This window comes from Mitsuaria sp. WAJ17, assembly GCF_014174515.1.
GTDB lineage: Bacteria > Pseudomonadota > Gammaproteobacteria > Burkholderiales > Burkholderiaceae_C > Roseateles_B.
Window position 1 is genome coordinate 136,362 of sequence record NZ_JACJUG010000005.1, and the last position, 12,014, is coordinate 148,375.

The 12,014-nt window shown below is 70.5% G+C and carries 9 protein-coding genes; 2 read left to right on the top strand and 7 right to left on the bottom strand.

Going from position 1 to position 12,014, the window contains the following annotated elements; all coding sequences use genetic code 11:
• Positions 1–36: 36 nt before the first annotated feature.
• Positions 37–654, top strand: a complete 618-nt coding sequence (locus tag H5407_RS05875; RefSeq protein WP_255501091.1) for a methylamine utilization protein — start codon at positions 37–39, stop codon at positions 652–654.
• A gap of 22 nt (positions 655–676) precedes the next feature.
• Positions 677–3,091 carry a bifunctional diguanylate cyclase/phosphodiesterase gene (locus tag H5407_RS05880; protein ID WP_183103506.1) on the top strand — a complete coding sequence of 805 codons (2,415 nt, stop codon included), beginning with the start codon at positions 677–679 and terminating at the stop codon, positions 3,089–3,091.
• A gap of 30 nt (positions 3,092–3,121) precedes the next feature.
• Here the strand turns inward: H5407_RS05880 and H5407_RS05885 are convergent, their stop codons facing one another.
• The 7 genes from H5407_RS05885 to H5407_RS05915 all read right to left on the bottom strand — a co-directional run bounded on the left by H5407_RS05885 (position 3,122) and on the right by H5407_RS05915 (position 11,882).
• Positions 3,122–5,914, bottom strand: a complete 2,793-nt coding sequence (locus H5407_RS05885; RefSeq protein WP_183103507.1) for an ATP-binding protein — start codon at positions 5,912–5,914, stop codon at positions 3,122–3,124.
• A gap of 112 nt (positions 5,915–6,026) precedes the next feature.
• Positions 6,027–6,986, bottom strand: coding sequence for a glyoxylate/hydroxypyruvate reductase A (locus H5407_RS05890; protein WP_183103508.1), 960 nt, complete (start codon positions 6,984–6,986; stop codon positions 6,027–6,029).
• Entirely contained in the window at positions 6,986–7,486 is a 501-nt protein-coding gene (locus H5407_RS05895; RefSeq protein ID WP_183103509.1) for a CinA family protein, read from the bottom strand. The genes H5407_RS05890 and H5407_RS05895 overlap by 1 nt, the downstream gene beginning before the upstream one ends.
• Positions 7,487–7,491: 5 nt before the next feature.
• On the bottom strand, positions 7,492–8,055 hold the full coding sequence (locus tag H5407_RS05900; RefSeq protein ID WP_183103576.1) for a phosphatidylglycerophosphatase A: 564 nt from the start codon (positions 8,053–8,055) through the stop codon (positions 7,492–7,494).
• A 77-nt stretch (positions 8,056–8,132) separates the two neighbouring features.
• A complete protein-coding gene (thiL, locus tag H5407_RS05905) occupies positions 8,133–9,095 on the bottom strand; it encodes a thiamine-phosphate kinase (RefSeq protein ID WP_183103577.1) in 963 nt (320 codons plus the stop codon).
• Positions 9,096–9,136: 41 nt separating this feature from the next.
• Positions 9,137–9,784, bottom strand: a complete 648-nt coding sequence (locus H5407_RS05910; protein WP_255501093.1) for a response regulator transcription factor — start codon at positions 9,782–9,784, stop codon at positions 9,137–9,139.
• A gap of 37 nt (positions 9,785–9,821) precedes the next feature.
• Positions 9,822–11,882, bottom strand: a complete 2,061-nt coding sequence (locus tag H5407_RS05915) for an ATP-binding protein (RefSeq protein WP_183103510.1) — start codon at positions 11,880–11,882, stop codon at positions 9,822–9,824.
• Positions 11,883–12,014 lie beyond the last annotated feature (132 nt).

Sequence of the window (12,014 nt, forward strand, 5' to 3'; positions counted from 1 at the left end):
GGTCTGGCCTGTCGTCCCTCCCTGGAAGGCGCAGGCATGCAGCGCACGCTCCCGCGAACGATCCGAACCCTGCTGGGCGCCGGCTGCGCCGCCCAGTGCCTGTTGCCGGCCTGGGCTGGCGCCATCCCCTGGCAGTTCCAGCTCCGCAACACCGAGGGGCAGCCCTTGGCCGATGCCGTGGTCGCGGTCGAGATCAAGGGGCCCGCGCGCAGCAGCAACGGTCGCGCCGAAATGGCCCAGCGCGACCGCCAGTTCCAGCCCCATGTGCTGGTGGTGCAGGCGGGCACGGCCGTGCACTTCCCCAATTTCGACACGGTCCGCCACCACGTCTACTCCTTCTCGCCCATCAAGGCCTTCGACATCAAGCTCTACTCGGGCACGCCTTCCGAGCCCATCGTGTTCGACAAGCCGGGCATCGCGGCCCTGGGCTGCAACATCCATGACCGCATGGGCGCCTTCATCGTCGTCGTTGAAACACCCGTCTTCGGCAAGACCAACGCCCGGGGCGAGCTGAGCCTGGACCTGCCGCCGGGCGAGCACGCGCTGAAGCTGTGGCACCCCTCGCGACTGCAGCCCCTGCTGCTGAGCCAGAAACTGAACATACCGACCGGCCAGGCCTCCGGCGTGTCCAGCCTGGTGCTGCCCCCTCAGTGAGAGGTCTGTCCTGATCGCGTCCATGCAGCTGCCTGCCTTCCTCAACCCTCGCCGCATCGAGGGCCGCATCGTGGCCCTGTTCCTGGGCCTGCTGCTGCTGGTCCAACTGGCCAGCTACGGCTTCATCGGTCACAGCATCGAAGCCAATGCCGAGGCCGCCATTGAGGCCAAGCTGGCCACTGCCGGCCGCATGCTGCAGCGGCTGATGGTCCAGCAAGCGGCCCGCGAGCAGGCCGCGGCAGAGCTGCTGGCGGCCGACTACGGCTTTCGCCAAGCCCTGGGCGGCAGTCAGGCCTCCGCTGAACAGGCCGACGTCGAAACGCTTCGCGACGCGCTCAACAACAATGGCGAGCGCGTCAACGCCGCCTTGGTCGCCTATGCTGACGTGACAGGCCAACTGGTTGCCGCCACCCGAGAGGAGGCCCAGGTCTACCTGCCGCTGCTCAAGCGCCAGAACCCCGACCCCGAGCAGGCCACCCTGGTTCTGGTGGACCGCGAGATCATGCAGGTGGTCACCGTGCCGGTGCGCGCGCCCATGACCATCGGCCATGTGCTGATGGGCTTCCGGCTGGACGAAGTCCCGTTGCTGGACCTCAAGCGCCTGATCAATGTGGATGCCATGTTCGTCACCGGCGAGCGTGGGCGCTGGCAGGAAAGCGTCTCCGTGGTGGAGGACAGCGAGCGCGGCCCGGCCTTCACCAGTGCCATGGCGGAGCTCAGTCCCAATCAGTCCGTGCGGCGTGAGTGGGGCGGGCAGCACTGGAGGGTGCGCCTGCTGCCCCTGCCGCAGGAGCTGGCCGGCAGGCGCCAGATCGGCGCGGTGATGTGGGCCTCCTTCGATGAGGCGGTGGCCCCGTACCGCCAGCTGCAGTGGTCCCTGCTGGCCCTGACGGCCGCGGGCATTGCCGCCTTCGCCATGGGCAGCGTGTTCACCGCGCGGCGCATCAGCCGCCCCATCGCCTCGCTGACGCAATCGGCCCAGCGCCTGGGCGCGGGAGACTACGACACCCCCGTGGCCTCCGGATCCGACCTGGGCGAGGTGGCCGAGCTGGCCCGCAGCTTCGAGGCCATGCGGCTGGGCATCCGCGAGCGCGAGGAGCAGGTCTATCGCCTGGCCTACTGGGACCCGCTGACCGGCCTGCCCAACCGCGAGCAGTTCAGCCAGCGCCTGCAGGAACGCCTGCAGGCCAGCGAAGCGCCCTGTGCCGTGCTGATGCTGGACCTGGACCGCTTCAAGCATGTCAACGACGTGCTCGGCCACCGCCTGGGCGATCAACTGCTGTGCGGCGTTGGCGCCCGGCTCGCCGAACTGTGCCGCGGCTCGCAAAGCCTCCTGGCGCGCCTGGGCGGCGACGAGTTCGCGCTGCTGCTGGAAGGCGCCGACGAGGAGGCCGCCCTGGCCATGGCCGATCGCATCCAGCGCGATTTCGAGCAGTCCCTGCACATCGAGGACCAGACCGTGGACCTGGGGGCCGGCATCGGCATCGTGCTCTACCCCCGCCAGGCCCGCGAGGCCAGCAGCCTGCTGAGCCGAGCCGAGCTGGCCATGTACGCCGCCAAGCAGCGGCAGAGCGGCAGCCAGCTCTACAGCCCCGACCTGGACGCCGGCAGCCAGGAGTCCCTGAGCCTGCTGGGCGAGTTGCGCAGGGCGGTCGAGGGCGGGCAACTGCGCCTGTTCCTTCAGCCCAAGGTGGAGCTGCGCAGCGGGCAGGTGATCAGCGCCGAAGCCCTGGTGCGCTGGGAGCACCCGCAGCGCGGCCTGGTGCCGCCCATGCAGTTCATCCCCTTCGCGGAGCAGACCGGCTTCATCCGCCAGCTCAGCGCCTGGGTGGTGGCGGCCTCGGCCCGCGCCTGTCGCCTGGCCCGCGAGCAGGGTCAGGTCTTGCGCATCAGCGTCAACCTCTCGACACGCGACCTCATGGACCAGGATCTGCCCCTGAAGATACGCGCCGCCATCGAGGCCGAAGGCGTCCCACCCTCCGCGCTGTGCCTGGAGATCACCGAGAGCGCCATCATGGACGACCCCGCCCGCGCGCTGAGCACGCTGGAGCAGCTCTCCGCCATGGGCTTCAAGCTGAGCATCGACGACTTTGGCACCGGCTACTCCTCGCTGGCCTACCTCAAGCGCCTGCCGGTGGACGAGCTGAAAATCGACAAGAGCTTCGTAATGGCCATGGAACGCGACCTGGACGACGCCAAGATCGTGCGCTCCACCATCGAGCTGGCCCACAACCTGGGCCTGTCGGTCGTGGCCGAGGGCCTGGAGACCCTGCGCGCCTGGCAGATCCTGGCCCGCCTGGGCTGCGACGAGGGCCAGGGCTACTTCATCAGCAAGCCCATGCCCGAGTCCCAGTTCGTGGACTGGCTGGCGCAGTGGTCGCCGCCGGCCCTGGACGCCGAGGATCCGCCGGAATCGCTGTTCGCCGGCCTCAGCTGAAGCGAGCGCTCCGCGCCGGTTCAGGAGCTGTCAGGGGGCGATGAGGGGCAGCTCCAGCGTAAAGCAGCTGCCCTTCCCCGGCTCGCTGCTGACGCGGATGCGGCCGCCCAGCAGGGTCTCGACGATGTTGAGGCAGATCGCCAGGCCCAGGCCGCTGCCGCCCTGTCCGAACTTGGTGGTGAAGAAGGGCTCGAACACCCGCTTGAGCACGGCCGGGCTCATGCCGGCTCCGTCGTCGCGCAGGCTCAGCAGCACCTGGTGCGGACCGTTGAGCTGCGCCTCCATGCGCAGCCGGCCTTCCTCACGGCCCTCGAAGGCATGCGTGACGGCGTTGTTAATGAGGATGACCAGCACCTGGCTCAAGGCCCCCGGATAGCCGTGCAGAAGCAGGCCAGCCGGAACGGCGATATCCAGCAGCACCCCAGCGCGGCGCAGCATGAGACCCAGGCTCTGGTGGCACTGCTGGCACAGCTCCAGCAGCTCGTAGCGGCGACGCTGCTCGGCGCTCCTGTCCACCGCGACCTGCTTGAAGCTGCGCACCAGGGCCGCTGCAGTGTCCATGCAGCGCTCGATGACCTCCAGGCCCTCGCGGGCCCGTGTTGCATGCTGCTGCCAGTCGCTGCGGCGCAGGGCCTCGCGGGCCACGCGGCCCTCGAAGTCCCGCGCATCGCTGAGCAGGGCCGAGGACACCAGCAGGCTGTTGCCAATGGGTGTGTTCAGCTCATGGGCCACACCTGCCACCATGGCTCCCAGCGCGGCCAGCTTCTCCTGGGCCATCAAATGGCGCTGCAGCTCGGACAGGCGCTGGTAGGCCCGCGCGTTGTCCAGCGCGATGGCCGCGTAGGCGCAGAGGCTGGAGAAGATCAGCTCCTCGCGCTGCCCATAGGCCGCAGCGCGCGGGGACTGCACGGTCATCACGCCCACCACACGCTCACTGATCATCAGCGGCGCGAACATCACGCTCAGCATCTGGCTGGTGCCGGGCACCTGCGATCCCTCATGCGGCTGCTCGTCCACGCCCAGGACAAAGCTGCAGCGCTCCCGCACGCAGCGCGCGCAGTAGCTGTGCGGCGCGTCCACTGGCACCGGCGGATCCACGAAGGGCTGGCCCTCCTCCACGCCGAAGGCGCAATGGAGCTGGGTGCCCGCCTCGTCGAGCAGGTAGATGGCCATGCAGGCCACGTGCAGCATGGCATGCACATGGCGCTCCAGTGAATCGAAAACCCGCTCGGCGACCAGCTCGGCCGTGATCTCCTGCCCCACGCGGCTCAGGTGGCTGAGCACCTGCTGCGCGTCCTCCAGGGCCCGGGCGCGTGCCGACTCTGCCTCGGCCAGGCGGCGCAGGTGCTCGCGCTCCGCGGCCAGGGCCTCGATCTGATGGTGCAGCTGCAAAGCGGCGGCGCGCTTGGCGGCTTCGTCGCTGAGGCTGTCCTTGCGCACCTGGGCGGCCTGGCGGGCACTGGCATAGGCCTCCTGATGGCGGCCGGCGGCGGCCAGGGCTTCGGCCGTCTCCTCCAGCAGGGCCGGCGGCGGGCGATAGCCTTCGATCACCGCGGCCAGGCGCGAGGCGCTCAGGAGCCCCTCCAGCACCTCGGCCGGCGGTGCGGCGGCCGATCGCGCGATGGCCGCCTGCAGCCACAGCAGCTCCACCTGCAGTGTCTGCTGCTGCAGCTGGCGTGCCAGATCTTGCGCCCCCTGGGCGGCAGCCTGCGCCTCGACCAGCCGCTGCAGGCGCAGCAGGCAGCGTGCGCGACCCAGCTCGCCATCCAGGCGCAGGTCACTGGAGCCCACCTGCAGAGCGCGCTGCACCAGGGTCTCGAAGATGGCCAGAGACTCGGGCGCATGACCGCAGTCCAGCTCGACCTGGCCGAGGTAGCTCAGGGCCAGGAGCAGGGTGCGGTTGTCCGGATGTCCGGCCAGGGTGTCCAGGCATTCCTGCAACAGCTCCCGCGCCGCCTGCACCTGCCCCACGCGGCGCATGGCCTCGCCGGTCTGGGCCAGGCACAGGCCGATGGAGCCCGGCCAGCCGGCGCCTCGTGCCAGCTCCAGGCCGCGCTGCAGCCAGTCGATGGCGCGCGCATAGTCCGAGGCCGACGTGAAGGTGTAACCCAGGTTCGAGGCCAGGGCCATGGCTCGACGCAGCTGCCCCGAAGCCTGTGCCAGCTCGAAGCCCCGCTCGAACCAGGCCGCGGACGCGGAATAGTGGGACAGCAGCCCTTCCCGCACGCCGAGGAAGTCCGCCAGGGCCGCGGCGCACATGGGCGACAAGCCCTCGATGGACTCCGGCAGCCGCCCGGCCCAGTCCTGCCGCGCCTGCTCGGCGTCGCGGAACATGTCAGAGCGGGCCAGCACGGTCTGCAGGAACAGCTGCCGCTCCGGCTCGGCAGCGCGCTCGGCACAGTCCAGCGCCTCCAGCAGGGCGCGGCGCAGGCCCTGGGTATCACCGCGGTCGTTGGCCAGCAGGTGGTCCAGCCAGCAGGCATCGGCCAGGCCGCAATCATCGTTGCAGGCGGCGAACAGGGCGCGGGCCGCAAGGACGCCTTGCTGGGCCTCGTCCAGGCGCAGCTGCTGCAGGTGAATCTCCGCCCGGACCAAGGCCATGCGGGCCGACAGCAACTGCGCGCCGCTCGCCGGCAGGCCCATCGAAGGCAGGCCTTCCAGCACGGCGTCGGCCCAGGCCATGGCCTGGCGGCTGTCCAACTGGCGTTCAGCCCAGGCGCGCAAGGCCAGGGTCTCGAGTGACTGGGACGCAGGCGCATCGGCCCCTGCGACAGCCGAAGTCAGGCGGCCCGGAAACAACGCAGGCCTGCGGAGCCAGTCCATGGTGCTTTCTCATCCCGACGACGAGATGCAAGGCTAACGCAGGCCTGCCGCGCTTGAGAAGCCCCGCTTCAGGGACGCCCGCCTGCCCGAGGGGTGCCCGTGAGGCGGCCCCTCAATAGCCCTGGCTGCGCTCGACCCGGTGCCGCAGAGCCGCGCCGCTGCGCAGCGCCCTGACATTGGCCGCCACCACTTCGGCCGCCGTGCGTGGATCGGTCTGCGCCGCCGTGTGGGGCAGCACCGTCACCTGCGAGTGCGACCAGAAGGGATGGGGCGCCGGCAGGGGCTCCTGCTGGAACACGTCCAGGACGGCATGTCCGATCCGGCCTGCATCGAGCGCCGCCAGCAGGGCCTGCTCATCGACATGCGCACCGCGGGCGAGGTTGATGAAGCCGGCCCCCTGCTTGAAGCGGGCCAGGCGCGCAGCGTCGAAGAAGCCGCGGGTCTCGTCAGTGAGCGGCAGCAGATTGATCACGGTGTCCGCCGTGGCCAGGCCCCGGGCCAGCCCTTCCTCGCCATGCAGGCCTGTCACGCCCTCGTGCTGCCGGGATCGACGGCTCCAGCCCGCGACGGCATAGCCCAGGCCGGCCAGGCTGCGCCCCACGCGGCCGCCCAGCTCGCCCTGCCCCAGCACCAGCACCTGCCATTCAGCAGCGCGCAGCTGCGGCGGCTGGCGCCACAGCGCCGTGCGCTGCTGCTGCTGGCACTGGAAGAAGCCCCGGTGCAGGGCCAGGGTGGCCCACAGCGCCGTCTGCACCATGGCTTCGTTCATGGCCGGATCGACCATGCGGCACACAGGGACGCCTGGCGGCAGGGTCAGGTCTTGCACCAGGCGGTCCACGCCCGCCCACAGGGACTGGATCAGGGCCAGGCGCGGCAGGCCCTGCAGGCTGCCGGGCGGCGGGTTGGCCACCACGGCAACCTCGATGGCCGCGGCCTGAGCCGCGCCCTCAGGCGCATGCAGCACCCAGTCCTCGCCAGGCAGGGCCTGCCGCAAGGCCTGAAGCCAGCGCTGCTGTTCGGCTCGGCCTTCGGGTCGGTCCAGCGGCCAGGCGCCGCACAGGAGAAGCGCCATCAGCTGTCCCGATCCTCCAGCGCATCGCACAGGGCCGTCAAGCCCACGCGGACGGTGGCGGCGCGTACGGCGTGGCGGTCGCCCTTGAACAGTTCCTGCCAGACCTTGATGGGCTTGCCGTGGTGGTAGAGCGCCAGCCAGACCGTGCCCACCGGCTTGTCCTCGCTGCCGCCGCTGGGCCCGGCGATGCCGGTCACGGCCAGGGTCCACTCGACGGGCGCATGGGCGTACAGGCCGCGGGCCATGCTCTGCGCCACCTCGGCGCTGACTGCGCCATGCAGCTCCAGCAGGCCCGGCGGCACACCCAGCATCTCGGTCTTGGCCTGGTTGCTGTAGCTGACCACACCGCGCTCGAACCACTGGCTGGAGCCCGCCAGGCTGGTACAGGCCGCGGCAATGAGCCCACCCGTGCAGGATTCGGCCGTGCCCATGCGCTCGCGGCGCTGGATGAGGGCCAGAGCGATGCGTTCGATCAGTTCGGGTTCGTCAGGGCACAGCATGATGATCATCCTCCAATGGTGAAGCGCCACAGCGCCAACACCACGAGGGTACATCCAGCGGCGACGAAATCATCCAGCAGGATGCCCAATCCCTGGCGCCAGGTGATGGGCTCGCCAGGCTTGCCCTTGAACAGGCCGTCCGCCCATCGCACGGGGCCGGGCTTGGCCGCGTCGAAATAGCGGAAGAGCCCGAAGGCCAGCAGTTGGCCGCCAAAGCCCACGGGCATCACCAGGCACAGGATCAGCCAGAAGGCCAGGATCTCGTCCCAGACAATGGCCCCCGGATCCGCCACGCCCAGGTGCTGGGCGGTGCGCGTGCAGGCCCAGACACCCACCAGCGTCCCCACGCCAACCAGCAGCAGCCATTGCAGCTCCGCCAGATGGGGCTGCAGCAGCGCAAAGCTCAGCCAGGCCCACAGCGTGCCCACGGTGCCCGGCGCCACCGGCGAGAGGCCGCTGCCGAAGCCCAGGGCGATCCAGCGGGCCGGGTGACGCAGCATGAAGCCGGCCGTGGGGCGGCGCGGCGCCGTCCGGGTGGGCGCCGCCCGGCTGGGCGTTGCGTCGGCCATGTGCACGTCGTCCGGACGCAGGGGTGCGCCGATGTCGTCCGATGGTTCGGGGGTCAGGTCTTGCGGCTCGCTCATGCTCAACTCTTGAAATGGTCGAAGGATGCGAAGCGGCTGCTCATCAGGGCCCCCGCGGCGTCCACCAGACGCAGCCCCAGCTCGGCGCCGATGCGGCCCACGCAGCTCACCGGCGTGCCCGCACGGGCCGCGGCGTCCCGCACGGCCTGGTGTCGATCGGCCGGTGCGGTGAAGACCAGCTCGTAGTCATCGCCCCCGGACAACAGGCATTCCTGCTGCAGAGCCGGGGCTTGCGCAGCCAGGATGGCGCTTCGCGGCAAGGCATCGAAAGACAGCTCGGCGCCCACGCCAGACGCCTTGAGCACATGGCCGAGATCCCCGACCAGGCCGTCCGACACATCGACGGCACTGCTGGCGATACCGCGCAGGGCCTGCCCGAGGCCCAGGCGGGGCTGCGGCAGTTCCATGGCGCGGCGCACCTGGGCAAACTGATCGCCGGGCAACTCGACCGTGCCGCGAAACACCTCCAGAGCCAGGCGCGCGTCGCCCAGGGTGCCGCTGATCCACAGTTCGTCGCCGGGTCTGGCGCCGCTGCGCAGCAAGACCTGCCCCTGCGGCGCCTCGCCCATCACGGTGATGCACACGTTCAGCGGGCCTGCCGTGGTGTCGCCGCCGGCCAGGGCGATGCCGTGAGCGTCGGCCAGGGTGAAGAGGCCGCGGGCAAACCCTTCCAGGAACCTTGCGTCGGCGCGAGGCAGGGCCAGGGCGAGGAAGAAGGCCCGCGGTGTGGCGCCGCAGGCGGCCAGATCGCTGAGGTTGACGGCCAGGGCCTTGTGCCCCAGGCGCTCAGGATCGACGGTGGAGAGGAAGTGCCGGCCCTCGACCAGCATGTCCGTCGATACCAGCCACTGCCACCCTGGCGTGGGCGCCAGCACGGCGCAGTCATCGCCAATGCCCTTGACCACGGCCGGCGCGGATCGATCGCTGCGATCGAAGAAGCGGCGGATCAGCTCAAATTCACCCAGGCTTGCACTCATGCGGCGATTGTCGCCGGGCGGCGGAGAGCTCAGGCCGCGCCGGGCTCACGCAGGAGGTTGGACAGCTCGACGGCAGACTTCACCTCCATCTTGTCGAAGACCCGCGCGCGGTGCACTTCCACCGTCCGCACGCTGATGTGGAGCTGGTCGGCGATCAGCTTGTTGGGCAGGCCGCGCACGATCAGCTGCATCACCTCCCGCTCGCGCTCGGTCAGCTCATGCACGCGCTGCTGCAACAGGCGGTCGCGGTCGCGCAGGGCGATGGCCTCGCCGCTCTGCGCCAGGGCCTGCAGCACGCGATCGACAAGCGCATTGTCGGAGAAGGGCTTCTCGACGAAGTCGTAGGCGCCGCGCTTGAGGGCATCGACCGCGCTGGGCACATCGCCATGGCCGGTGAGGAAGATCACCGGCAGGCGCCGCAGCAGGCCGCGCTCGATCAGGCGCTCAAACAGGGCCAGACCGCTCAGGCCCGGCATGCGCACGTCCAGCAGCAGGCAGCTGGGGCAGTTGGGCCAGCGGGCTCCGCCCTCCGGCAGTCCGTCCAGGAAATCCAGGAAGGCCTCGGCGCTGGCAAAGCCCTCGAAGAGCTGGCGCCGCGAGCGCAGCAGCCAGCCCAGCGCGTCGCGCACAACCTCCTCGTCATCGACGATGTAGACCATGGGCAGGCTGGAGGACATGGGCAGGCTCCTTGTCGACAGTCCGGATGTTATGCGCTCAGGTGGCCGGGTCCACCGGCAGCGTGAAGCGGAACACGCAGCCGCGCCGCGCCTCCTCCTCGCCCAGGTTCTCGAAGTCCATGGCGCCGCCATGCTGCTCGATGACCGTGCGGCACAGGCTCAGCCCCAGGCCCATGCCCTCGCTGCGCGTGGTGAAGAAGGGCGTGAAGAGCTGGCGGGCCACCCCCTCGGGAATGCCGGGACCGCGGTCCTGCACAGAGATCATCACCCAGCGGCCCTGCAAGCTGGCGCCCAGGGTCAGCACGCGCTCGCCCAGCGCCGTGTGAGCCTCCATGGCTTGGATGCCGTTGCGGCTGAGGTTGAGCAGCACCTGTTCGACCATGGTGCGGTCGCAGCGCAGGGCGGGCAGGCCTTCGGGCAGCGCGACCTCGATGCGCGTGCCGCTCTTGCGGGCCTGCAGCCTGACCAGGGGCAGCACGGCGTCAAACAGCTGCGCCACGGCGATGGACTCGCGCGCCTGCTCGCGCCGCCGCACGAAGTCATGCACGCTCTTGATCACGCGGCCGGCGCGTTCGGCCTGCTCGGCGATTCGGGACACGGCCTGGCGCACCATGTCAGGCGTCTGCGGATCCGAGGCCTCCAGGCGCAGCAGATTCAGCGAGGCCGTGGCATAGCTGGCGATGGCCGAGAGCGGCTGGTTGAGCTCATGGCTCAGCAGAGAGGCCATCTCGCCCACCGTCGCGAGCCGGGCCGTGGCCTGCAGGCGCTCCTGCTGCTGGCGCGAGAGTTCCTCGATGCGGCGCTGCTCGCTGATGTCCAGGGCCGCGCTCATCCAGCCGGTCTGCTGGCCCTGGGCGTCCAGCAGGGGGGCCTCGAAGATCATCACCGGGAAGCGCTCGCCGCTGCGGCGCATAAAGACGGTCTCGAAGCCCTGGCGCGGGTCCTGGCCGCCGGGCACGGGCTCGTCCGCCTGCCAGCGGGCGCTGCGTTCGCGGTGGCGGCGCCGGTATTCCTCGACGAACTCGGGCGGCCAATAGGGCGGCGCGCTCTGCTCGCTCTCGCCGCCGGTGGCCAGGATCTCCTCGGCGCTGAAGCCCACCATCTGGCAGAAGGCCGGGTTGACGTAGCTCACGCGGCCGTCCATGTCGCGGGCCCGCAGGCCGGTGATCAGGGAGTTCTCCATGGCCTTGCGCAAGGCCAGGGCTTCGGCCAGGGCGCGCTCGGCAGTGGCACGGCGGCGCACATCGCGGGCCAGCAGGATCACCACGCCGAACAGCGCCAGGGACAAGCCCAGCACCAGGGAAGTCATCAGGTTCGGGATCAGCTTGGGGCTGCCCGCCGCGCTGTCCACGCGCAGCTGCAGCGTGAGGCCTGGCAGGTCCAGCACGCGCTCGGCGCGGAAGTGGCCGGCGCCGCGAACCAGGCCGGCGCGGGCCAGGCGGGTGCCGTCGCCCTCGACGAAGCTGACTTCATGGCGGCGCGCCTGCTCGGCCGTGGAGGCCTCCTCCAGCCACTGGTGCAGGCCCACGGTCGCGACCAGGTAGCCCTCGGTGAGGCCGGCCTGCAGGCGGGGCAGACAGAGGTCGATCACCTCCAGGCCGTCGCCACCGCCCAGGGGAACGAAATAGCTGCGCGAATACTGCGGCGAGCCCTGTCGCACTGCGGCCGTGCAGGCCAGCTCGGTCTCCATCTGCAGCTCGGTGCGGGCCAGACGCGCGAACACGGGACCGCCGAAGGGCGATTCCACGGCGCGCTGCACCTGGCGCCGGGCGTTCCGCCACTCCAGGCGCAGCAGCGGCCGGGAGGCGCGCATCAGCCGGGCGGCCTCGGCCTGCCAGGTCATGGCGCCCTCCTCCCACATCAGGGCCTGCACGTCCTGCATCTGGTGCGAACCCAGCTGCTGCAGCCGGCCCACCAGCTCCAGCGCCAGGGCATCGACCTGGTCCTGAGCGCGCTGGGTCTCGTAGCTGAGGGTCAGGGCCAGCAGCAGGCTCTGCGCCACCAGCAGCAGGCCAACCAGGGTCGCCCAGAGCAGCCAGCGCCGGCCGCGGCGGTGCGGCAGGGCAGCGGCCGGAGGCGCTGAATCGGCTGGGGGCATGCGGAGATCATTCATGGGGTCGGCCCAGTATTGCTGCTTGGGGCGCAATTCAGATGCGCAGTTTCGCGTACCCCGGCACGGCCATTCGGGTTCACACTAAAGCGTTCGAGCACCGGGGCCGCCCGCAGGCGC